Source organism: Roseovarius sp. MMSF_3281 (assembly GCF_030733685.1).
Lineage (GTDB): Bacteria > Pseudomonadota > Alphaproteobacteria > Rhodobacterales > Rhodobacteraceae > Roseovarius.
Map to the genome: position 1 here is coordinate 1 of NZ_JASHIM010000015.1, position 20878 is coordinate 20878.

24 protein-coding genes are annotated in these 20878 nt (G+C 62.2%); 11 read left to right on the forward strand and 13 right to left on the reverse strand.

The window, feature by feature from the left end; genetic code table 11:
* A partial coding sequence (locus RBB32_RS13895; protein WP_306153701.1) for a zinc-ribbon domain-containing protein occupies window positions 1-142 on the reverse strand: 142 nt, incomplete at its 3' end.
* Window positions 143-305: 163 nt separating this feature from the next.
* Here RBB32_RS13895 and RBB32_RS13900 point away from each other — a divergent pair.
* From RBB32_RS13900 to RBB32_RS13915, 4 genes are read left to right on the forward strand one after another with little or no spacing between them, the layout of a single operon-like run.
* A complete protein-coding gene (locus tag RBB32_RS13900; RefSeq protein WP_306153468.1) occupies window positions 306-983 on the forward strand; it encodes a cell division ATP-binding protein FtsE in 678 nt (225 codons plus the stop codon).
* Entirely contained in the window at window positions 980-1885 is a 906-nt protein-coding gene (locus RBB32_RS13905; RefSeq protein ID WP_306153470.1) for an ABC transporter permease, read from the forward strand. The genes RBB32_RS13900 and RBB32_RS13905 overlap by 4 nt, the downstream gene beginning before the upstream one ends.
* The gene (locus RBB32_RS13910) at window positions 1882-2616 is read left to right on the forward strand and encodes a 1-acyl-sn-glycerol-3-phosphate acyltransferase (RefSeq protein WP_306153472.1); all 735 of its coding nucleotides are present in this window, start codon (window positions 1882-1884) and stop codon (window positions 2614-2616) included. Before RBB32_RS13905 ends, RBB32_RS13910 begins: the two co-directional genes overlap by 4 nt.
* Window positions 2600-3214, forward strand: a complete 615-nt coding sequence (locus RBB32_RS13915; RefSeq protein ID WP_306153474.1) for a pyridoxamine 5'-phosphate oxidase family protein — start codon at window positions 2600-2602, stop codon at window positions 3212-3214. The genes RBB32_RS13910 and RBB32_RS13915 overlap by 17 nt, the downstream gene beginning before the upstream one ends.
* 451 nt (window positions 3215-3665) lie before the next feature.
* On the opposite strand, the gene lpdA is transcribed toward RBB32_RS13915, so the two are convergent.
* The 10 genes from lpdA to mdh form a co-directional block, all read right to left on the reverse strand.
* Window positions 3666-5054: a dihydrolipoyl dehydrogenase gene (lpdA, locus tag RBB32_RS13920; protein WP_306153475.1), complete on the reverse strand. Its 1389-nt coding sequence runs from the start codon at window positions 5052-5054 to the stop codon at window positions 3666-3668.
* Window positions 5055-5183: 129 nt separating this feature from the next.
* A complete protein-coding gene (locus RBB32_RS13925) occupies window positions 5184-5579 on the reverse strand; it encodes an MAPEG family protein (protein ID WP_306153477.1) in 396 nt (131 codons plus the stop codon).
* Window positions 5576-6088 (reverse strand): hypothetical protein, encoded by a 513-nt coding sequence (locus tag RBB32_RS13930; protein WP_306153480.1) that lies wholly within the window; start codon window positions 6086-6088, stop codon window positions 5576-5578. The genes RBB32_RS13925 and RBB32_RS13930 overlap by 4 nt, the downstream gene beginning before the upstream one ends.
* Before the next feature lie 72 nt (window positions 6089-6160).
* Window positions 6161-7693: a 2-oxoglutarate dehydrogenase complex dihydrolipoyllysine-residue succinyltransferase gene (gene odhB / locus RBB32_RS13935; protein WP_306153482.1), complete on the reverse strand. Its 1533-nt coding sequence runs from the start codon at window positions 7691-7693 to the stop codon at window positions 6161-6163.
* A 3-nt stretch (window positions 7694-7696) separates the two neighbouring features.
* The gene (locus tag RBB32_RS13940; protein WP_306153484.1) at window positions 7697-10657 is read right to left on the reverse strand and encodes a 2-oxoglutarate dehydrogenase E1 component; all 2961 of its coding nucleotides are present in this window, start codon (window positions 10655-10657) and stop codon (window positions 7697-7699) included.
* 131 nt (window positions 10658-10788) lie between these two features.
* Complete coding sequence (locus tag RBB32_RS13945; RefSeq protein ID WP_306153486.1) at window positions 10789-11109, reverse strand: hypothetical protein; 321 nt, start codon at window positions 11107-11109, stop codon at window positions 10789-10791.
* On the reverse strand, window positions 11106-11990 hold the full coding sequence (gene sucD, locus RBB32_RS13950; RefSeq protein ID WP_306153489.1) for a succinate--CoA ligase subunit alpha: 885 nt from the start codon (window positions 11988-11990) through the stop codon (window positions 11106-11108). The genes RBB32_RS13945 and sucD overlap by 4 nt, the downstream gene beginning before the upstream one ends.
* 57 nt (window positions 11991-12047) lie before the next feature.
* A complete protein-coding gene (gene sucC / locus RBB32_RS13955; protein WP_306153491.1) occupies window positions 12048-13241 on the reverse strand; it encodes an ADP-forming succinate--CoA ligase subunit beta in 1194 nt (397 codons plus the stop codon).
* Between the two features lie 239 nt (window positions 13242-13480).
* Entirely contained in the window at window positions 13481-14671 is a 1191-nt protein-coding gene (locus RBB32_RS13960; RefSeq protein ID WP_306153494.1) for a DUF563 domain-containing protein, read from the reverse strand.
* 96 nt (window positions 14672-14767) lie between these two features.
* Window positions 14768-15730 carry a malate dehydrogenase gene (gene mdh / locus RBB32_RS13965; RefSeq protein ID WP_306153495.1) on the reverse strand — a complete coding sequence of 321 codons (963 nt, stop codon included), beginning with the start codon at window positions 15728-15730 and terminating at the stop codon, window positions 14768-14770.
* Between the two features lie 162 nt (window positions 15731-15892).
* Here mdh and RBB32_RS13970 point away from each other — a divergent pair, with 162 nt between their 5' ends.
* Window positions 15893-16648: a sulfite exporter TauE/SafE family protein gene (locus tag RBB32_RS13970; protein WP_306153703.1), complete on the forward strand. Its 756-nt coding sequence runs from the start codon at window positions 15893-15895 to the stop codon at window positions 16646-16648.
* A 4-nt stretch (window positions 16649-16652) separates the two neighbouring features.
* On the opposite strand, the gene RBB32_RS13975 is transcribed toward RBB32_RS13970, so the two are convergent.
* Both RBB32_RS13975 and RBB32_RS13980 read right to left on the reverse strand, forming a co-directional pair.
* The gene (locus tag RBB32_RS13975; RefSeq protein ID WP_371931064.1) at window positions 16653-16961 is read right to left on the reverse strand and encodes a hypothetical protein; all 309 of its coding nucleotides are present in this window, start codon (window positions 16959-16961) and stop codon (window positions 16653-16655) included.
* Between the two features lie 60 nt (window positions 16962-17021).
* Complete coding sequence (locus RBB32_RS13980; protein ID WP_306153497.1) at window positions 17022-17156, reverse strand: hypothetical protein; 135 nt, start codon at window positions 17154-17156, stop codon at window positions 17022-17024.
* Between RBB32_RS13980 and RBB32_RS13985 the strand changes: the two genes are divergently transcribed.
* The 6 genes from RBB32_RS13985 (at window position 17155) to sdhD (ending at window position 20873) form a co-directional block, all read left to right on the forward strand.
* Window positions 17155-18018, forward strand: coding sequence for a CoA ester lyase (locus RBB32_RS13985; protein ID WP_306153498.1), 864 nt, complete (start codon window positions 17155-17157; stop codon window positions 18016-18018). The genes RBB32_RS13980 and RBB32_RS13985 overlap by 2 nt on opposite strands.
* Before the next feature lie 6 nt (window positions 18019-18024).
* Window positions 18025-18570, forward strand: coding sequence for an NnrU family protein (locus RBB32_RS13990; protein WP_306153499.1), 546 nt, complete (start codon window positions 18025-18027; stop codon window positions 18568-18570).
* A gap of 5 nt (window positions 18571-18575) precedes the next feature.
* The gene (locus RBB32_RS13995) at window positions 18576-18779 is read left to right on the forward strand and encodes a DUF1737 domain-containing protein (RefSeq protein ID WP_306153501.1); all 204 of its coding nucleotides are present in this window, start codon (window positions 18576-18578) and stop codon (window positions 18777-18779) included.
* Window positions 18780-18781: 2 nt separating this feature from the next.
* Window positions 18782-19813 (forward strand): MaoC family dehydratase, encoded by a 1032-nt coding sequence (locus tag RBB32_RS14000; RefSeq protein ID WP_306153503.1) that lies wholly within the window; start codon window positions 18782-18784, stop codon window positions 19811-19813.
* Window positions 19814-20104: 291 nt separating this feature from the next.
* Entirely contained in the window at window positions 20105-20488 is a 384-nt protein-coding gene (sdhC, locus tag RBB32_RS14005) for a succinate dehydrogenase, cytochrome b556 subunit (protein WP_306153505.1), read from the forward strand.
* Window positions 20489-20501: 13 nt separating this feature from the next.
* Window positions 20502-20873 carry a succinate dehydrogenase, hydrophobic membrane anchor protein gene (gene sdhD / locus RBB32_RS14010; RefSeq protein ID WP_306153507.1) on the forward strand — a complete coding sequence of 124 codons (372 nt, stop codon included), beginning with the start codon at window positions 20502-20504 and terminating at the stop codon, window positions 20871-20873.
* Window positions 20874-20878 lie beyond the last annotated feature (5 nt).

Genomic DNA, 20878 nt, shown 5'->3' on the forward strand with positions numbered 1-20878 from the left:
CAGGCTGGGGGGCGGGGTGATCGGGGTGGTGCTGAAACCACGTATCGCCACAGTTCGAGCACTGCACGTCACGCCCGGTTTCCGGGATGACCTCGTCCGGGACTTCGTATTGTGCCCCGCAATTCGGGCAAATCAGCCTCATCTTGCCACCTGTCGCCTGCCCCGCTGACCGGGAGTGTTTTGTGAACTATACCATATGTCGTAAATGCTTATCCGAAAAGAGCAAAGGAATTCATGGCCGTTATCGTTGCACATATGTGTCCCGTGGGGCATGAAAGGCCCGTATTCAAGGTGTGGGGGCAGGTTTGATCGAGCTGGACAACGTCGCCTATAGTTACGGCGGTGGGGAGCTTTTGAGCGAGATATCACTCAAGCTGGCCCCGGGGTCTTTCCATTTCCTGACGGGGCCGTCGGGGGCGGGGAAGACCACGCTTTTGAAGTTGTGTTACGGGGCCTTGATGCCCACGGCGGGCGAGGTGCGCCTGTTCGATGGCGATGTGCGCGCGATGGAACGCGACGATATCGCCATGGTGCGGCGGCGCGTCGGCGTGGTGCATCAGGATTGCCAGTTCCTGGATCATTTGCCGGTGGCCGACAATATCGCGCTGCCCCTGATGGTCTCGGGGCAGGATATGCTGCGCGAGGACGCCAACCTGAAGGAATTGATCGGCTGGGTGGGTCTGAAGGCGCGCGCCGGGGCCTTGCCGCCGGAATTGTCGGGCGGCGAGCGGCAGCGCGCCGCGCTGGCCCGGGCGATCATCATGTCGCCGGACGTGATCCTGGCCGATGAGCCGACGGGCAACGTGGATTGGGAGATGTCGCAGCGGTTGTTGCGGTTGTTGATCGAGTTGAACCGGATGGGCAAGACGATCATGATTGCCACCCATGACCTGGCCCTGATCCGGGCGGCCAAGGCGCATGTGCAGGCGCGGGTCCTGCGGATTTCCAACCGGCGGCTGCAATTGGCGGGGGCGGACCTGTGAAGCTGAATATCGCCAGTATCAGTGAATTCGTCATCGGCGATGCACAGGCCGACCGGGTTGTGCCGCCCACAGGGTTTACCGCGACGCTGACCCTGTTCAGCGCGGCGGCAATGGCCTTTCTGGCGGTCTTTGCCTTGGCCCTGTCGCTGGCGGCCGGGCGGTTGGCGGACCGCTGGGGGGAAGAGCTGGCGCGGACCTCGACCATTCGGATTTCGGCCCCTGACGGACAGATGACGGCCCAAACAGAGGCCGCGCTTCGGGTGTTGCAGACCACCAAGGGCGTTGCCTCGGCCCGGGCGCTGGACGAAGACGAGCAGCGCGCCTTGCTGGAGCCGTGGTTCGGCCCGGACGTGCCGGTGGACACCCTGCCGATTCCGCAACTGATCGAAGTGGTGGAAGAGGGTGACGGATTTGATGCGCAGGGGTTGCGATTGCGCCTGTCGGCGGAGGTGCCGGGCGCGGTTCTGGACGACCATACCCGTTGGCGCAGGCCCTTGGAGCGCGCGGCAAGCCGGTTGCGCCTGTTGGGCTGGGTGTCGATGGGGCTGATCGGGGCGGCGACGGCAGCGATGATCACGCTGGCCGCGCAGGCCGCCCTTGCCGCCAATGCGCAGGTGATCAGCGTGTTGCGCCTTGTGGGGGCGCGGGACGATTACATCGCCAATGCCTTTGTCCGGCGCTTTACCCTGCGGGCCTTGACGGGGGCCGCGATCGGCATGGTGGCGGGGGCGCTTGCCATTCTGCTTTTGCCCTCGGCGGATGCGGGCGGCGGGTTCCTGACCGGGCTTGGCTTTCGCGGCTGGCATTGGGTCTGGCCGCTGTTCATTCCGCTTTTGGCCGCCGCTGTGGCCTTTGCCGCGACGCGGGGCGCCGCCCTGCGCACCTTGAGGGAGATGTCATGAGGGATGCGATACAGTGGCTGCGTTCGCTTGTGTTCGTGGTCTTTATCTATGCGATGATGCCGGTATTGGGCATTCTCTTTCTGCCTTGGGCCCTGTTCAGCCGCCGCGGCGCGCTGGCGGCTTGCAAATCCTGGTGCAAGGTCGTGCGCTGGTCGGCGGTGTGGATGGTGGGCCTGCGCACCGAGGTGCGCGGCACGCCGCCCGGTGACGAGGTGTTGATTGCCGCCAAGCATCAATCCTTCCTCGATATCATCCTGATTTTTGCCAGCGTCCCGGCGGGCAAATTCATCATGAAGCGCGAGTTGATGTATGCGCCGGTGATCGGGCAGTATGCCCTCAAGATCGGTTGTGTTCCGGTGGATCGCGGCAAGCGCAGCCAAGCCATCAAGAAGATGGTGGATGATGTCGCCAAGGGGCGCCAGCAACCGGGGCAATTGATCATTTACCCGCAGGGCACGCGGATCGCGCCGGGCGTGAAGGCCCCCTACAAGGTGGGCACCGGCGTTTTATACGAAGAGCTTGGGCAGGATTGCGTGCCGGTGGCGGCGAATGTCGGGCTTTATTGGCCGCGCAAGGGGATCATGCGCAAGCCGGGTACGGCGGTGGTGGAGTTCTTGCCCCGGATCGAAAGCGGGCTGACGCGGGCAGAGTTCATGGCGCGGCTGGAAGAGGAGGTTGAGACCGCCTCGAACACATTGATGCGGGAGGCAGGATTTGACCCCGAAGGTTGAATATATCGAGGATATCGCCAGCCTTGAGGCGCATTACAATGCGCCGGGTGCGCCAAGTTTGCGCAAGGTGGCAACGCGGCTGACGCCGCTTTATCGCAAGTGGATTGCGAAATCGCGCTATTGCATCGTTTCGACCGTGGGGACCGAGGGCACCGACGGCAGCCCGAGGGGCGAGGACGGCCCGGTGGTGACCGAACTGGATGCGCAGACGCTGGCGATGCCGGATTGGCGGGGCAACAACCGCCTTGATACGCTGCGCAATATCGTGAGTGACGGGCGGATTTCATTGCTTTTCATGGTGCCGCGGTCGGACGTGGTGGTGCGGATCAACGGGCAGGCGCGGGTGACGGCGGATGCGCAATTGCGCGCGATGTTCAACCGGCAGGGCAAGCAGCCGGCCACGGTGATCGTCATCAAGATCGGCGAGGTTTACACCCAATGCGCCCGCGCCAGCATGCGCGCGGGGCTGTGGAGCCGCGACGATAGCAAGGGATTGCCGACCGTCGGCGATATCCTGGCCGAGCAGACGCGCGGCGAGGAAGGCGGGGCCACCTATGACGCGGAGTGGCAGGAGCGGGCGGTTCGGACGCTTTGGTGAGGTGGGTTCGGGCAAGGTGATGAGGGAGTACGTTGTTTAAATGAAGTTCCCTGAAAGCCGCGCCTTGACGGGCCGCGGTGCGGCGATCCCACATTCAAGTCGAGGCACTTTATCCCGGATACTGGCGCGTGGCGTTTTGGCTATTCGCATAGGCTAATCCAATCGCCGTGCCGGGGGGCGGCCCGGCGATGCGCGGCGGCGCGTACCGCGCCTTGATTCCGCGCGGGCGAAAAGACCTCGGTAATTGCACTATTTACAAATAGACTAAAGCGTTCCGCCTTTAATCCGAGACATCGGCGAAAGGCGGAACGCATGCAACGATTGAGCGGAGCACTGCGTTTCGCGAAAATCTGTGATTCAGGTTTTTCGCGAAACGCTTTAAGGTGTTCTTGTTGGTACGAAAAAAGGCGGCCAATCTGGCCGCCTTTCATGTGTTTGATTGTAAGGCCTGTTAGCTGTGGATCGGGCCGTCGCCGCAGGCCAGCGCCGCTTCGCGCACGGCTTCGGAATAGGTGGGGTGGGCGTGGCAGGTGAGGGCCAGGTCCTCGGCCGCCGCGCCGAATTCCATGGCGACGCAAACCTCGTGAATGAGGTCGCCCGCCATCGGGCCGATGATATGGGCGCCAAGGATACGGTCGGTTTCCTTGTCGGCCAGCAGTTTGACGAAGCCGTCACCGGCGAAGTTTGCCTTGGCGCGGCCATTACCCATGAAGGAGAACTTGCCGACCTTGTAGGCGCGGCCCGCCTCCTTGAGCTGTTCCTCGGTCTGGCCGACGGTGGCGACCTCGGGGTGGGTGTAGATCACGCTGGGGATCACGCCATAGTTCACATGGCCATGCTTGCCGGCGATCACCTCGGCGGCGGCCATGCCTTCATCCTCGGCCTTGTGGGCGAGCATGGGGCCGTCGATGGCGTCGCCGATGGCGTAGATGCCCTCGACATTGGTGCGCCATTGATCGTCGGTTTCGATCTGGCCGCGGTCGGACAGTTTCACGCCCAAAGCGTCGAGGCCCAAGCCATCGGTAAAGGGCTTGCGGCCCGTGGCGACGAGCACGACATCGGCGTCCAGCGTTTCCTCGCTGTCGTCCTTGCGGAGCTTGTAGTTGACCTTGGCCTTGGTTTTCATCGCCTCGACCGATTGCACCGCCGCGCCCATGATGAAGTTAAGGCCTTGTTTCTTCAGCAGTTTCTGGAACTGCTTTTGCACCTCGCCGTCCATGCCGGGGGTGATGTTGTCAAGAAATTCCACCACGGTCACCTCGGAGCCCAAGCGCGAATAGACCGAGCCGAGTTCCAGCCCGATGACGCCCGCGCCGATCACCACCATTTTCTTGGGGATCTTGGACAGTTCAAGCGCGCCGGTGGAGGAGACCACGGTTTTCTCGTCGATCTCGACGCCGGGCAGGGTGCTGACCTCGGAGCCGGAGGCGATGATGATGTTCTTGGCCTCGTGGACCTCATCCCCCACCTTGACCTTGCCCTTTTCGGGGATGGAGCCCCAGCCCTTGAGCCAGTCGATCTTGTTCTTCTTGAACAGGAATTCGATGCCCTTGGTGTTCTGGCCGATGACCTCGTCCTTGTAGGAGAGCATCTGTTTCCAGTCCACGGAAGGCGATTTGCCCTTGAGGCCCATCTTGGCGAAGTTGTGTTCGGCCTCGTGCAATTGGTGCGAGGCGTGCAGCAGCGCCTTGGAGGGGATGCAGCCGACGTTGAGGCAGGTGCCGCCCAATGTTTCGCGCCCTTCCACACAGGCGGTTTTCAGGCCGAGTTGCGCGCAGCGGATGGCGGCGACATAGCCGCCGGGGCCGGAGCCGATGACGATGACGTCATAGTTTGCCATGGGTCTGTTTCCTTCGGTTTTGGGACGTCTGTATCACGTCGGTCTTATGTCGGTATAGGGTCGGTTTCGGTTCGGGGCTTTGTGTTGCCGCCTGCGGCGGCTTTTTGAGTATTTTTGGAAAGATGAAGATCACAGGAGGGCCGCGAGGAGCATCAGCAGGGTTGCGAAAAAGCCGATGGCCCAGATGTAGGAACGCCAGGGGCGCAGCCCGAGGGCGTAGGCGGGGATATAGAGGAGGCGCGCGCCGAGGTAGGTGAAGGCGCAGGCGGTGGTGAAGGCGCCGGATTTATCCGCAAGGGTGATCACCACGCAGGCGATGGTGAAAAGGATCAGCCCCTCGAAGTGGTTGTCCATGGCACGGCCAAGCCGGGCGGTGCGGTCGGACATTTGTTTCGAGGGGGCGCGATCGCGCGCGGAGGTCGTGTAGCCGGTGCCCAGTTCGAGGTTGGCCGGGACCGCGTAGAGGACGTATTGGACGACCTGGAGCAGGGCGGCGAGGGTGAGGGCGGTGAGTTCGGGGGTCATTTCGGCGGCGCGTGCTCTTGGTTCAGGGGCGCTGTCATCAGCGGTTTGCGGGCTGCACCTTTGGGTGTGCGATGAAAGCTGGCCCAAGGGTAAAGCGTACCACCTAAGGCAGCGTAGATTAAGATAAGATACATGCCGATCAGCCCTGCGCCTTGCAGCTGGTGCAAGACCGCATCGTCCTGAAGGCTCAATTGATTGGCGATGGTGGCGGCAATCATGGTCAGGCCGAGGGCCGTCAACAGCCAATGAAGCCATGGCCGCGCTTTCCAAGGGGTGTTGCTCATCCCAGCTTTAAGCACCGTGAGCAGGCCATCAGAGAGAAATAACATCACAAGCAGTGCCCCGACCGCAACCAGCGCGACGCTAAGGTGCGGATCAGAGAGCCAAAGTAGGGATGCGCCAAGACCGAAGGCACCCAAGACCAGCCGCAACGCGAAATAAACCCGGGCGTAACGGCGCTCGGCAGCCGTTGCGCTGCGACGTAGTTCGATCATTGGCTTGGGCTGCATAGTAGATACCTCCGACCTGCGGTATGACGTGCGAAGAGGCGGGCATAGCCCGCCCCATCCCGTGCCCTTGTCTCACAAATCCATCAACAACCGGCGGGGATCTTCCAGGGCTTCTTTCACGCGCACGAGGAAGGTCACCGCGCCTTTGCCGTCGACGATGCGGTGGTCGTAGGAAAGCGCGAGGTACATCATCGGGCGGGCCTTGATTTCGCCGTTTACCACCATCGGGCGTTGCTGGATCTTGTGCATGCCCAGGATACCCGATTGCGGCGGGTTCAGGATGGGCGAGGACATCAGCGAGCCGTAGACGCCGCCGTTGGAGATCGTAAACGTGCCGCCCTGCATTTCGGCCATCGACAGCTTGCCATCGCGGGCGCGGGCGCCTTTTTCGCCGATGGCTTTCTCGATCGCGGCGAAGCCCATGGAATCGGCGTCGCGGATTACCGGGACGACAAGGCCCGTGGGCGTGCCGGTGGCGATGCCCATGTGCACGAAGTTCTTGTAGACGATATCGGTGCCGTCGATTTCGGCGTTGACCTCGGGCACCTCTTTCAGGGCGTGGCAGCAGGCCTTGGTGAAGAAGGACATGAAGCCCAGTTTCACGCCGTGTTTCTTGAGGAACTCGTCCTTGTATTCGTTACGCAGTTCCATCACCTCGGTCATGTCCACCTCGTTATAGGTGGTGAGCATGGCGGCGGTGTTCTGGCTGTCCTTGAGGCGCTTGGCGATGGTCTGGCGCAGGCGGGTCATCTTGACCCGTTCTTCGCGGCTGGCATCGTCAGCAGAGACCGGCGCGCGCGGCGCTTGGGCCGGGGCCGCGGAGGCAGCGGGGGCCGAGGAGCCCGCGGCGGCGGCCTTGGCCACGTCTTCCTTCATCACGCGGCCATCGCGGCCCGAGCCCTGCACCTGATCGGGCGAGAGGCCTTTTTCGGCCATGGCCTTTTGTGCCGACGGCGCGTTTTCCACGTCCTTGCCCGAACCGCCCGAGGCGGCGGGCGCGGCGGCGGGTTCGGATTTTTCGGCCGGGGCGGCGGCAGCGGCGCCGTCACCCGAGGCCATGACGGCGAGTTTGCCACCTGCCTGTACGGTCGCGCCTTCGTCGGCGATGATTTCGGTCAGGGTGCCAGCGGCGGGCGCGGGCACTTCGACCGAGACCTTGTCGGTTTCCAGTTCGCAGAGCATTTCATCGGCGGCGACGCTATCGCCGACCTTTTTGAACCATGTGGAAACAGTGGCCTCGGAGACGGATTCGCCAAGCGTGGGGACCATCACGTCAATCGAGTCGCCGGAGGCCTCGGAGCCGCCCGATGCGGCGGGGGCGTCGGCCTTGGCTTCGGATTTTTCCTCTTTCTTCGGCGCGGCGCCTTCTCCGGCCTCGATGGTGGCCAAGAGGGCATCAACGCCCACGGTGTCGCCTTCCTTGGCCACGATCTCGCCCATGGTGCCAGCGGCGGGGGCGGGCACCTCGACCGTGACCTTGTCGGTTTCCAACTCGCAGAGCATTTCATCGGCGGCCACGGCATCGCCGGGTTGTTTGAACCATGTGGCAACCGTGGCCTCGGTCACGGATTCGCCAAGGGTGGGGACGCGAACTTCTGTCGTCATGGGTTATTTCCCTTCGATGGTCAGCGCGGCGTCAACCAGCGCGTCTTGTTGTGCTTTGTGGGTCGAAGCCAGGCCCGTGGCGGGCGAGGCGGCGGCGGCGCGGCCGGCATAGATGGGGCGGGTGTGCTTGGCCTTGATGCGGCCGAGGACCCATTCGATGTTGGGTTCGATGAAGGCCCAGGCGCCCTGGTTCTTGGGTTCTTCCTGACACCAGACCATTTCCGCGCCCTTGAAGCGTTCCAGTTCCTTGACCATCGACATGGCGGGGAACGGGTAATATTGCTCAACCCGCAGGAGGTAGACATCGTCGAGGCCGCGCTTGTCGCGTTCCTCCAGCAGGTCGTAATAGACCTTGCCCGAGCACATGACGACGCGCTTGATCTTGTTGTCGGGTTTCAGCTTCAGTTCCGAGTTGCCGTATTGGGCATCGTCCCAGAGGACGCGGTGGAAGGAGGAGCCGGTGGTGAATTCCTCGGCCTTGCTGACCGCCATCTTGTGACGCAGGAGCGATTTCGGCGTCATCATGATGAGCGGCTTGCGGAAGGTGCGGTGCAACTGCCGGCGCAGGATGTGGAAATAGTTGGCCGGGGTCGTGCAGTTGGCGACGATCCAGTTGTCCTGTCCGCACATGGTGAGGAAGCGTTCAAGGCGGGCCGAAGAGTGTTCGGGGCCTTGGCCTTCGTACCCGTGGGGCAGCAGGCAGACGAGGCCCGACATGCGGAGCCATTTGCTTTCGCCCGACGAGATGAACTGATCGAACATGATTTGCGCGCCGTTGGCGAAATCGCCGAACTGGGCCTCCCACAGGGTGAGGGCGTTGGGTTCGGCGAGGCTGAAGCCGTATTCGAACCCAAGCACGGCGTATTCGCTGAGCATGGAATCGATGACTTCGTATTGTGCCTGACCCTTGCGGATATTGTTGAGCGGGAAGTACCGTTCCTCGGTTTCCTGGTTGATCAGGCCCGAGTGGCGTTGCGAGAAGGTGCCGCGGGTGCTGTCTTGGCCTGCAAGGCGGACGGGGTAGCCTTCGGTCAGCAGCGAGCCGAAGGCCAGTGCCTCGCCCGTGGCCCAATCGAAGCCTTCGCCGGTTTCGAACATCTTGCCGCGCGCTTCAAGCACCCGGCCCACCGTGCGGTGCAGCGGGAAGCCATCGGGGGCGGAGGACAGCGATTTGCCAATCTCCTCGAAGGTTTCGGGTTTGATGGCGGTTTCGCCGCGCTGGTAATCCTCGTCCTTGGTGTCGAGGTGGGACCACTTGCCATCCAGCCAGTCGGCCTTGTTGGGGCGGTATTCCTTCCCGGCCTCGAATTCATCGGCGAGGTGGGATTGGAAGGCGGCTTTCATATCCTCGATCTCGCCCTCGGGGATCAGGCCATCCTTGACCAGACGTTCGGTGTAAAGCGACAGCGTGGTCTTGTGCTGCTTGATCTTCTTGTACATCAGCGGGTTGGTGAACATGGGCTCATCGCCCTCGTTATGGCCAAACCGGCGGTAGCAGAAGATGTCGATCACCACGTCCTTGTGGAATTTCTGGCGGAACTCGGTGGCGACCTTGGCGGCGTGAACCACGGCCTCGGGGTCGTCGCCGTTGACGTGGAAAATGGGCGCTTCGACCATCAGGGCGATATCCGTGGGATAGGGCGAGGAGCGCGAGAAGTGCGGCGCGGTGGTAAAGCCGATCTGGTTGTTGACCACGATATGCATGGTGCCGCCGGTCTTGTGGCCCTTCAGCCCCGACAGGCCGAAACATTCGGCCACGACGCCCTGCCCGGCAAAGGCCGCGTCGCCATGCAGCAGGATGGGCAGAACCTTGATGCGTTCCTCGTCGTTCAACTGGTCCTGCTTGGCGCGGACCTTGCCCAGAACCACGGGGTTCACCGCCTCAAGGTGCGAGGGGTTCGCGGTGAGGCTGAGGTGGACGTTGTTGCCGTCAAACTCGCGGTCGTGGCTGGCGCCGAGGTGGTATTTCACATCGCCCGAGCCGTCGACATCCTCGGGTTTGAAGCTGCCGCCCTGGAATTCGTTGAAAATGGCGCGGTAGGGTTTGCCCATCACGTTGGCCAGGACCGACAGGCGGCCCCGGTGGGGCATGCCGATGACGATATCCTCGACCCCAAGGTTGCCGCCGCGCTTGATGATCTGCTCCATCGCCGGGATCAGGCTTTCGCCGCCATCAAGGCCGAAGCGCTTGGTGCCCATGTACTTGACGTGCAGGTATTTCTCGAAGCCTTCGGCCTCGACCAGCTTGTTCAGGATGGCCTTGCGGCCTTCGCGGGTGAAGGTGATTTCCTTGTCGAAGCCTTCGATGCGTTCCTTCAGCCAACCGGCCTCTTCGGGGTTGGAGATGTGCATGTATTGCAGCGCGAAGGTGCCGCAGTAGGTGCGGCGCACAATCGCGACGATCTCGCGGATCGAGGCGATTTGCAGGCCAAGCACGTTGTCGATGAAGATCGGGCGATCCATGTCGGATTCGGTGAACCCGTAGGATTTCGGATCAAGCTCGGGGCGGTAGCCGTGATCGCGCAGGCCCAGCGGGTCAAGCTCGGCCTCGAGGTGGCCACGGATGCGGTAGGCGCGGATGAGCATCAGGGCGCGCACGGAATCGAGCACCGCGCGCTTGATGGCGTCATCGGTCACCTCGACGCCTTTCTCGGCGGCCTTGTCCTTGATTTTCTTGCCCGCGTCCTTGGCTTCGGCGGCGGCCGGGTATTCGCCGGTCAGCGCGCTGGTCAGGTCATCCTCGGGCATGGGCGGCCAGTCGCCGCGCGCCCATGAGGGGCCCGCGGCCTCTTTCTTGACGTCCTGATCGCCGTCGCCCAGTTGCGAAAAGAAGTTCTGCCATGCCTCGTCCACGGCGTTCGGGTCATTGGCATAGCGGGCATAGAGCTGTTCGAGGTATTCCGCGTTGTGCCCCTGCATGAATGAGGAGGCGTGGAATTGGTCGTTGGGGGAGTGTTCGGTCATGACTGTTCTCTCAGCATGTTGATATGCGCAATGGTGCCTGCCTGCGGCCGGATGCCGCCTTGGGGGCGAAGGTACCTGTTTCGGTCGATCCACTGCTCACGTGTCTGCCCCCGGAGCAGTCTTGGCCGGTTTCAGTCTTTCGTGCATTTGAACTGCACCTGTTGCTGGTTCGGGTCGAGCGCCGGTTCCGGCCCCGATACGATGGTGATGGTGTCGAAACCGGCGCAGATCTTGGCAAGCCGCGCTTCGATGTCTTCCATGCTTGTGCCGGGGTCGAAGTTCAAAACCCCGGCGCGTTGATCTGCCGCCTGTGCCGGCGACAGGACAAGAAAGCCGACCAGGCCGAGGGCCGCGGCCATGATGCCTTGACGCCAAGGGCGGGGGGCAGGGCTGTTGCCCCGCCCGTGCGCCGGGCTGGCGCGGTGCGCCCGTGCCAGACCGTCGCCTATCATGCCTTGATCGCTTCCTGCACGGCCTCGCCCAGCCCTGCCGGGCTGTCGGCAACGACGATCCCGGCGCTGCGCATGGCCTCGATCTTGTCATCGGCGCCGCCTTTGCCACCGGCGACGATGGCACCGGCATGGCCCATGCGGCGGCCCGGCGGGGCGGTGCGCCCGGCGATGAAGCCCGCGACCGGTTTGGAGCGGCCTTTCTTGGCCTCGTCCTTGAGGAACTGCGCGGCTTCTTCTTCTGCCGAGCCGCCGATTTCGCCGATCATGATGATCGATTCGGTCTCGTCATCGGCGAGGAACCATTCCAGCACGTCGATATGTTCGGTGCCCTTGATCGGGTCGCCGCCGATGCCGACGGCGGTGGACTGACCAAGGCCCAGGTCGGAGGTCTGTTTGACGGCCTCGTAGGTCAGGGTGCCCGAGCGGCTGAGAACGCCGCAGGACCCGCGGGTGTGGATGTGGCCGGGCATGATGCCGATCTTGCAGGCGTCGGGGGTGATGACACCGGGGCAATTCGGGCCGATCAGCTTGGAATTCGACCCTTCCAGCGCGCGTTTAACGCGCATCATGTCGAGCACGGGGATGCCTTCGGTGATGCAAATGATCACTTCCATCTCGGCGTCGATCGCTTCGAGGATGGAATCCGCGGCGAAGGGCGGCGGCACGTAGATCACCGAGGCGTTGGCCTCGGTCTTGTGCTTGGCCTCGTGGACCGAGTTGAAGACCGGCAGGTCAAGGTGCGTGGTGCCGCCTTTGCCGGGGGTGACCCCGCCGACCATCTTGGTGCCATAGGCGATGGCCTGTTCGGTGTGGAATGTGCCCTGCGAGCCGGTAAGGCCCTGACAGATCACTTTGGTGTTTTCGTCGATGAGGACTGCCATCTTGGCGTTCTCCTTTGGAAATTCCGGGGAGGTGCGCAGCGGCTGCGCACCTGACAATCAGCCTTTGACCGCTTTCACGATCTTCTGGGCGCCATCCTTGAGGTCGTCGGCGGCGATCACGTCGAGGCCGGAGGTGTTGATGATCTCCTTGCCCTGTTCGACGTTGGTGCCTTCGAGGCGGACAACAAGCGGCACCTTGAGGCCCACTTCCTTGACCGCGGCAACGACGCCTTCGGCGATGACGTCGCAGCGCATGATCCCGCCGAAGATGTTGACTAGAATGCCTTTGACGTTCTCGTCTGAGGTGATGATCTTGAAGGCCTCGGTGACTTTTTCCTTGGTGGCACCGCCGCCCACGTCGAGGAAGTTGGCGGGTTCGGCACCGTAAAGCTTGATGATGTCCATGGTGGCCATGGCAAGGCCCGCGCCGTTCACCATGCAGCCGATTTCACCGTCCAGAGCGATGTAGTTGAGGTCGTACTTGGAGGCCTCAAGCTCTTTGGGGTCTTCCTCGGTGGTGTCGCGCAACTCGGCGATGTCGGCGTGGCGGTAGACCGCGTTGGAATCGAAGCCCATCTTGGCATCGAGGCATTTGAGATCGCCCTTGTCGGTGATGATCAGGGGGTTGATCTCGAGCATCTCCATGTCCTTTTCGAGGAACATCTTGTAGAGAATGCCCATCAGCTTGACGCATTGTTTGACCTGCGGGCCGGTGAGGCCGAGGTTGAAGGCAATGCGGCGACCATGGAACGGCTGATAGCCGGTGGCCGGGTCGACCGAGAAGCTGAGGATCTTGTCAGGGGTGTTTTCCGCGACTTCCTCGATATCCATGCCGCCCTCGGTCGAGCAGACGAAGGACACGCGGCTGGTTTGACGGTCGACCAGAAGGGCGAGGTACATCTCGGATTCGATGCCGGAGCCGTCTTCGATGTAGATGCGGTTGACCTGCTTGCCCACAGGCCCGGTTTGCTTGGTCACCAGCGTACGGCCCAGCATGCGCTTGGCCTCGTCGGCGGCCTCTTCGACCGATTTGGCAAGGCGCACGCCGCCTGCTTCACCGGCGCCGGATTCCTTGAAGGTGCCTTTGCCACGGCCACCGGCGTGGATTTGTGCCTTGACCACCCAAAGGGGGCCGTCGAGTTCACCTGCGGCTGTCTTGGCCTCTTCGGCGCGGAGGACGACGCGGCCGTCCGACACCGGGGCACCGTAGGAGCGAAGAAGCGACTTCGCCTGATACTCATGGATGTTCATGAAACTGTCCCGTTTTGCTGCATTCGGAACATTTATACCCATATTCCTTTTGCCCGGATAAATGCCTTTTTGAGATTTCTGCCCAATTCGCGCGTATTTCTGCGATTTGTGATCACAGCGCGAAATCGTGTGATCACAAATGGCCCTCACACAGTATACAATCGAATCGAATTGCACCGCGTTTGCCAGTTATAACGCGGTTTGCGGGGGCGCCTGGTGCGTTATGTGCCGGGCGGTGATTAAATCCAATCGCGCAAGGCCGCTTCCAGAGCAGGGCGTTCGGCCGGATCAAAGGCCCAAGGGGCCTTGTCGCGTGTGCCCTCGGGGCGGTCGCGTTGCAGGAAGAAATGGGTTTCCCCGCCGCCGATATCCTGCAGGAGCGTATCGTTGATGGTGATCGAGAAATAGCTGGGCCCGACCGAGAAGACGCGCGCGCCGGGGGTGTTGGCGAAGGCGCAAAGATGGGTTTGCGAGCCTACCGGCCCGGCGATATGCGTTGCCCCCTGCACCAAGGACACCTGTTGCGCAAACGGGAGCTCCTGAGGGTGGATGACCTCGAACCCGTGGTCGGCGAAAATCTCGTCAAGTTGTGCGAGGCTGGGGTGACCGCGGGGGTCGACCTTGAGGCGGCTGCGGCTGAGCCAGATTTTCCGATGGGGGCCGGGGCGCCGCGAAATCCGTTCGCCGGCCTGGCGCATCAGGCGGGAGATCACCGGGTTCCACAGGCCCATATAGGGCGCGATGCGGCGGGGCACCAAGAGGCGCTCGACGCGAAGCGGGCGGTCGGCGAAGCGGATTTGCTTTTCCTTCAGGCCCATGCCTTGCAGGACTTGCATGACGTAGCCCGGCAGGTGTTGGCCGCGTGGGCCGGTGCCAAGCATGCCTTGGCCGAGGACGCCCGTGATCTGGCGCGGGCGCAGCAGCTTATCCGCCAAGGGCCAGAGGCGCGCGGGCATATCAACGAGCGTATGGCCGAAATGGGCATAGAAGAGTTCGCCGAACAGCCATGTGCCGGGCAGGTCGATCACGTTGTCGGGCAGGCGGGCCTGCCATGGGCCCTTTTCTTGAGGGGTCAGCGCGCTTGGGATGAAGCGCGATTTGCTGAAGCTGTCGGGGTAAAGCGCGCCGTCGGCGGGTGCCAGAAGGCCCAGATCGCGCGACGCCAAGCGCGCCGGAAGGTTCTGCGGTGTCGAAGCCGTGGGCAAGGACCGCCTTGGATAGAACACGGCATTGTTCAGCGCCATGATGTAGGGCTTTCCCTCGGGGTCCATCCAGCCCCGGTGGGGCCGGGAGGGTGGCAAGAGGTCGGGATAATGGATCACGTCCCGGCGACTGCGCCGAAGGTCCGCCACGGTATCCACGGTGGGCAACCTGGTGAGCTGACGGGGTGTCAGGCCCGTTTCATGGATGGATTCGGTGTCGGATGGCATGGGCGCTCCTGCTTTCGAGCGAGCATTAAAGCAGCTTTGCGCAAAAGAAAACGGACGCCGAAAAGGGCGCCCGTTGGTCTTGGTATCGGCTGACGATCAGGCCAGCGAGCTGTCGATGCCCTTGCAGGCATCCACGAGGCCTTTCACGGCGTTGACCGAGGTGTCGAACATCTCTTGCTCTTCCTTGTTGAGCTTGATGTTGACGATCCGCTCGATCCCGTCGGCGCCGATCACGGTGGGCACGCCCACGTACATGCCTTTCACGCCAAGGTCGCCGTCACAGTAGGCGGCACAAGGCAGGACGCGCTTTTGATCCTTGAGGTAGGCTTCGGCCATTTCGATGGCGCTGGTGGCCGGGGCATAGAAGGCCGACCCGGTTTTCAGCAGGCCAACGATTTCGGCGCCGCCGTCACGGGTGCGCTGTACGATGGCGTCGAGTTTGTCCTTGGTGGTCCAGCCCATGTCAACGAGATCGGGCAGGGGCACACCGGCAACGGTGGAATAGCGCACGCAGGGCACCATGGTGTCGCCGTGACCGCCCAGAACGAAGGCGGAGACATCTTTCATCGACACGTTGAATTCTTCGGCAAGGAAGTGACGGAAGCGGGCGCTGTCCAGAACACCGGCCATGCCGCAGACCTTGTTGGCGGGCAGGCCCGAGAATTGTTGCAGGGCCCAGACCATCGCATCGAGCGGGTTGGTGATGCAGATCACGAAGGCGTTGGGCGCGTTGTCGCGGATGCCTTCGCCGACGGATTTCATGACCTTGAGGTTGATGCCCAGCAGGTCATCGCGGCTCATGCCCGGTTTGCGGGGGACGCCGGCGGTGACGATACAAACATCGGCGCCCGCGATATCGGCATAATCCTGGGTGCCTTTGAGTTTTGCATCGAAGCCTTCGGAGGGGCCGGATTCGGCAATGTCGAGGGCTTTGCCTTCGGGGGTGCCTTCGGCGATGTCGAAAAGGACGACGTCGCCCAGTTCCTTGATCGCTGCGAGGTGGGCAAGGGTGCCACCGATTTGTCCTGCACCGATAAGGGCAATCTTGGGTCTGGCCATTGGATATCTCTCCGGTCCGTTGATAGATTTCGCGCTTGGGTAGCCCCGAATGGCCGCATACGCAAGGGTGCCGCGCCGCGGCATAAGGCGCGAGGGGGGCTGTCATGCCCCGGGTTCGCGCGCTAACGTGGCGTGGAAACAGGGGGTTAGGCGGTGATCGGGATCGGCGCGATTGATTGGACGTTATACGCCGTCGCGGTGCCCGCGGTGGTCTTTGCCGGGGTGTCGAAGGGCGGTTTCGGCTCGGGGGCGGCCTTTGCGAGCGCATCGATTCTGGCGCTTGTGGTGGAGCCCGGGGTGGCTTTGGGCCTGATGTTGCCGCTTTTGATGCTGATCGACGTGGCGACGTTGAGGCCCTATTGGAAGCGGTGGAGCTGGCCGGACGCGCGGCTGTTGCTGTTGGGGGCGGTTCCGGGCGTGATCCTTGGGGCGCTTTTGTACAAGGCGACCGAACCGGATGTGTTCCGCTTGCTGATCGGGGCGATTTCCTTGGCGTTCGTCGCGTGGCAAGCCATGAGCCGGGCCGGAATGATCCGGGCGCGGGGCCGGGAATTGCCGATTTGGGCCGGTGGTTTGGCGGGGCTGGTGGCGGGGTTCACCAGTTTCGTCAGTCACGCGGGCGGACCGCCGGCGGCGGCCTACCTGTTGTCGAGGAGGCTGGACAAAACCGCCTTTCAGGCGACGACAGTCCTGTTGTTCTGGATGGTGAACGTGGCGAAATTCATCCCCTATGCCTTTCTGGGGATATTCACGTTGCAGACCGTGGTGATGGATATTCTATTGGCCCCCTTCGCCCTGTTGGGGGCGTGGCTGGGGGTGAAGGCGCATCGGCTTGTGCCCGAGGCACTGTTTTTCGCGATCACCTATGTGCTTTTGACGGTGACCGGGGTGAAATTGATCTGGGATGGCCTGACATAGGGTGTCAGGCGTCGCTGCCATCGGTGGGCAGGGCTTCGGCAAGTGTTTCAAAGGCCTGACCGCTGGCGACAAGGCAGGTGATGCCATGGGCCGAGGTCGCGATGATTGTCCAGGTGCCGGAGGTCGGGGAGGCGAAAACCTCGACCATGGCGTTGTTCGCCCCGAGGCCCATGGCCTGCCGGGTTTCGCCGAAGTGATCGGTCAAGCGGTCGACGATCGCCTCGCGCGGGGCGCAGTTTCGGGTTTGCGCGACGACGGGAAGGGCGAATGCCCCCACGAGCGCGGCACAGGCAAAAGGCATGACAACTTTCATCGGTAACCCCTTTCTGGTGGTCGGATGCCAGAAGCCTGTGGGCTGGATACTTCATTGCGGTTAACGGAGCGTGCGCCGGGGATGACGCAGGGCTTGCTGCGCCGCGGCGATAAAGTGCTTGAACTTTTCCGTTGAAAAATGCCATTCCTGCGCAAGATTGTTGCCGTCATTGCCACAGGCAAGGAGTTGACCCATGGATTTGACAAAGCACCCCTATCGTTCGGTTCTTTATATTCCCGGCTCGAAAGAGCGGGCCTTGGAAAAGGCGCAGACCCTTCCAGCCGATGCGATCATTTTCGACCTTGAGGATGCCGTGGCGCCCGATGCCAAGGCCGAAGCGCGCGAAACCCTAGCAAAGGCCCTGAAGGCCGGTGGCTTTGGCAAGCGGGCCAAGATCGTGCGGATCAATGCCCTGACCACCGAATGGGGCAACGAGGATGTGCGCGTTCTGAAGGATGCGGGCGCCGATGTTTTCCTTCTGCCCAAGGTCAACACGCCCACGGATGTCGATGCGCTGGCCGATCTGTTGGGGCCGCAGATGCCGATCTGGGTGATGATGGAAACCCCGGTGAGCGTGTTCAACGCCCGCGAGATCGCCGCGCATGCGCAGGTGACGGGGCTTGTGGCCGGGACCAATGACCTGACCAAGGATCTGGGGTGCCGTAGCCGAGCGGACCGCCTGCCGCTGATGACGTCGCTTCAGATGATCGTGATGGCGGCCCGCGCGGCACGGGGCGTTGTGGCGATTGACGGTGTTTACAACCGGTTCCGCGATGGCGACGGGTTGAAGGCCGAATGTGAGCAGGGCCGCGACCTGGGCTTTGATGGCAAGACCCTGATCCACCCGGCACAGATCGACGTGACCAACACCGCCTTTGCACCCACGCAATCCGAGATCGACCTTGCCGAGCGCCAGATCGCGGCGTTTGAGGAATGCCAGGCCTCGGGGCAGGGTGTGGCCGTGGTGGACGGGCAGATCGTGGAAAACCTGCATGTCGTGGCGGCGCAGCGGACGCTGGCCAAATCGGCGGCGATCCAAGAACTGGCGGCGGAGTAACACCGTATGACATATCTTATCCTTGGTCTGGTTCTTTGGACGGCAGGCCACCTTTTCAAACGCGTCGCGCCGGAGATGCGCGCGGGCATGGGCAATGCAGGCAAGGGGGTGGCCGCCTTGGCCATCCTGGCCGGTGTGGTGTTGATGGTGGTGGGCTATCGTGCGGCGGATGGCGCGTTTTTCTGGGGCCGCCACCCGGCCACGGTTGGCATCAATAACCTGTTGATGCTGCTTGCGGTCTACATGTTCGCGGCGGCGGGGATGAAAACCGCGCTGGCACGCAAGATGCGGCACCCGATGCTGGGCGGCGTCAAGGTTTGGGCCTTGGCGCATCTTCTGGTGAATGGTGATGTGCCGTCGTTCGTGTTGTTCGGCGGGCTGATCGCCTGGGCGGTGGTGCAGATGATCGTGATCAACAAGGCCGAGCCGAACTGGACCCGGCCCGCACCCGCCGGCAAGTCGAAGGAAGCGATTGCCGTGGTGGCGGCGATCCTTGTGTATGGGGGGATTGCCGGGGTTCACTATGCCCTTGGTTATCCGGCATTCGGGTGAGGACCATGAAACTTTACCGTTTTCTGAGCGCCGACGACACATCGGTTTTTTGTCACAAGGTGACCGAGGCCCTGAACAAGGGGTGGGCGCTTCATGGTGACCCGACCTATGCCTTTGACCATGCCAATGGCGTCATGCGCTGTGGGCAGGCGGTGGTGAAAGAGGTGGAAGGCACCTATTCCCCCGATATGAAACTTGGAGAACAGTGATCATGGCCAAGACCAACCCGGGCCGGTTTTTCGAAGATTATACCGTTGGCGAAACCATTGAGCACGCGGTGCCGCGCACCGTTTCGGGCGGGGAACGGGCGCTTTACCATGCGCTGTATCCGGCGCGGCATGCCTTGTATTCCTCGGACGCTTTTGCGCAATCCTGCGGTTTGCCTGCCAGCCCGATTGACGATTTGGCCGCGTTCCACGTGGTCTTTGGCAAGACGGTGCCCGATATCTCACTCAATGCCTTGGCGAACCTGGGCTATGCCGAGGGCCGGTGGCTGAAGCCGGTCTATCCCGGTGATACGCTGCGCTCGACCTCGGAGGTGATTGGCCTCAAGCAGAATTCGAATGGCAAGTCCGGCGTTGTCTGGGTGCGCACGAAGGGGGAAAACCAGCGCGGCGAGACCGTCATGGATTACGTCCGCTGGGTGATGGTGCGCAAGCGCGATGCAGGCAGTGCCGCGCCCGAAACCACCATCCCCGACCTGAAGACGGTGTTGGAGGTTGGCGATCTGGTGGTGCCCGAGGGCTTGGATTTCACCAATTACGATTTCACGCTGTCCGGTGAGCCGCATCGCTGGGGCGATTACGAGGTGGGCGAGACCATCGACCACGTCGATGGCGTGACCGTGGAGGAAGCCGAGCACATGATGGCCACGCGCCTGTGGCAGAACACCGCCAAGGTGCATTTCGACGCCACGCTGCGCGAGGATGGCAACCGGTTGATCTATGGCGGGCACGTGATTTCCATGGCGCGGACCCTGTCGTTTAACGGGCTGGCCAATGCGCAGATGATCGTCGGCCTGAATGGCGGGGCGCATGCGAACCCCTGCTACAGCGGCGATACGATCAAGGCGTGGAGCGAAGTTTTGGACAAGGCCGAAACCGGCGTGCCGGGTGTTGGCGCGCTGCGCCTGCGTCTGGTCGCCACGAAGGGCGGGGAGCCGTTTACCCTGAAAGGTGAAGACGGGAAATACCTGCCGCATGTGATGCTTGATCTGGATTACTGGGCCCTGATGCCGGTGTGATTTGTAGATTGCGAAAATTGTGATCACAGGCCCGGCGAAAGCGCGGGCCTGTTTTCGTATTAGCGTATGGGAATATCTGTGCCGGGAATGACTGACTGATTCTGTGGGTAATTCTTTGTGATCACACCATTATTTTTGTGATCACAAATGCTGCAATTTCTTGCGAAATGATTGCATCAATCGGGATTTTGGGCTGTGCAGAGGTGACAGGCGCGTTAAAAAGAGCGAAACACGGGGCAGACCCGGCGCAGGGTGATTGACCCCGGCGCAAGCGAACGAAGGGACCGATCCATGGCTGACGTGAATCGCGGCGACAGGCCGCTATCGCCACATCTTCAAGTTTACCGCCCACAATTGACCTCGATCACCTCGATCCTGACGCGGATCACGGGAAACGCCCTGCTGGTTGCGGCGCTGCTGATCGTTTGGTGGTTCCTGGCCGCTGCGACAAGTGCGGAGTATTTCTCCATCGCGAATGGCTTTATCACAAGCTGGTTCGGTGATCTGATCATGTTCCTTTCGCTTTGGGGGCTTTGGTATCACACGCTGGCCGGTGTCCGGCACCTGATCTGGGACAACGCGATGATGCTTGAGGTCGAGGCCGCCGAAAAGCTGGGCTGGGCCGTGGTCATCGGCTCGGTCGTGTTGACCGTTATCACCGCTTTGATCGTGTAAGGAGGGCCAAGAGATGCGTTATCTGACCGACCGTAAGCGCGCTGTTGGCCTTGGGTCTGCAAAATCCGGTGTGCATCATTTCTGGGCGATGAAGGTGTCTTCGGTTGCCTTGCTGATCCTGATCCCGCTTTTCGTGTTCACCTTCGGCTGTGTGCTGGGCTCGTCCTACGAAGAGGTGGTGGCCTATTATTCGCGCCCCTTCCCGGCGATTGTCGCGGCGCTGACCATCATCGTGGGATTCAAGCATTTCAACGACGGTGTTCAGGTTCTGATCGAGGATTATGTTCACGGTGCGGCGCAGAAGGTCTGGATCATCCTGATGACCTGTCTGAGCTATGGCGCGATGGCCACGGGCCTGTTCGCAATCGCCAAGATCGCCCTTTAAGACGC

Coding starts and splice junctions, on each gene's coding strand:
- sucC (WP_306153491.1), bottom strand. CDS start 13,241: ATGAACATCCATGAGTATCAGGCGAAGTCGCTTCTTCGCTCCTACGGT.
- RBB32_RS13925 (WP_306153477.1), bottom strand. CDS start 5,579: ATGACCCCCGAACTCACCGCCCTCACCCTCGCCGCCCTGCTCCAGGTC.
- sucD (WP_306153489.1), bottom strand. CDS start 11,990: ATGGCAGTCCTCATCGACGAAAACACCAAAGTGATCTGTCAGGGCCTT.
- RBB32_RS13975 (WP_371931064.1), bottom strand. CDS start 16,961: ATGAAAGTTGTCATGCCTTTTGCCTGTGCCGCGCTCGTGGGGGCATTC.
- RBB32_RS13995 (WP_306153501.1), top strand. CDS start 18,576: ATGAAACTTTACCGTTTTCTGAGCGCCGACGACACATCGGTTTTTTGT.
- sdhC (WP_306153505.1), top strand. CDS start 20,105: ATGGCTGACGTGAATCGCGGCGACAGGCCGCTATCGCCACATCTTCAA.
- sdhD (WP_306153507.1), top strand. CDS start 20,502: ATGCGTTATCTGACCGACCGTAAGCGCGCTGTTGGCCTTGGGTCTGCA.
- RBB32_RS13910 (WP_306153472.1), top strand. CDS start 1,882: ATGAGGGATGCGATACAGTGGCTGCGTTCGCTTGTGTTCGTGGTCTTT.
- odhB (WP_306153482.1), bottom strand. CDS start 7,693: ATGACGACAGAAGTTCGCGTCCCCACCCTTGGCGAATCCGTGACCGAG.
- mdh (WP_306153495.1), bottom strand. CDS start 15,730: ATGGCCAGACCCAAGATTGCCCTTATCGGTGCAGGACAAATCGGTGGC.
- RBB32_RS13990 (WP_306153499.1), top strand. CDS start 18,025: ATGACATATCTTATCCTTGGTCTGGTTCTTTGGACGGCAGGCCACCTT.
- RBB32_RS13960 (WP_306153494.1), bottom strand. CDS start 14,671: ATGCCATCCGACACCGAATCCATCCATGAAACGGGCCTGACACCCCGT.
- RBB32_RS13940 (WP_306153484.1), bottom strand. CDS start 10,657: ATGACCGAACACTCCCCCAACGACCAATTCCACGCCTCCTCATTCATG.
- lpdA (WP_306153475.1), bottom strand. CDS start 5,054: ATGGCAAACTATGACGTCATCGTCATCGGCTCCGGCCCCGGCGGCTAT.
- RBB32_RS13930 (WP_306153480.1), bottom strand. CDS start 6,088: ATGCAGCCCAAGCCAATGATCGAACTACGTCGCAGCGCAACGGCTGCC.
- RBB32_RS14000 (WP_306153503.1), top strand. CDS start 18,782: ATGGCCAAGACCAACCCGGGCCGGTTTTTCGAAGATTATACCGTTGGC.
- RBB32_RS13945 (WP_306153486.1), bottom strand. CDS start 11,109: ATGATAGGCGACGGTCTGGCACGGGCGCACCGCGCCAGCCCGGCGCAC.
- RBB32_RS13985 (WP_306153498.1), top strand. CDS start 17,155: ATGGATTTGACAAAGCACCCCTATCGTTCGGTTCTTTATATTCCCGGC.
- RBB32_RS13980 (WP_306153497.1), bottom strand. CDS start 17,156: ATGGGTCAACTCCTTGCCTGTGGCAATGACGGCAACAATCTTGCGCAG.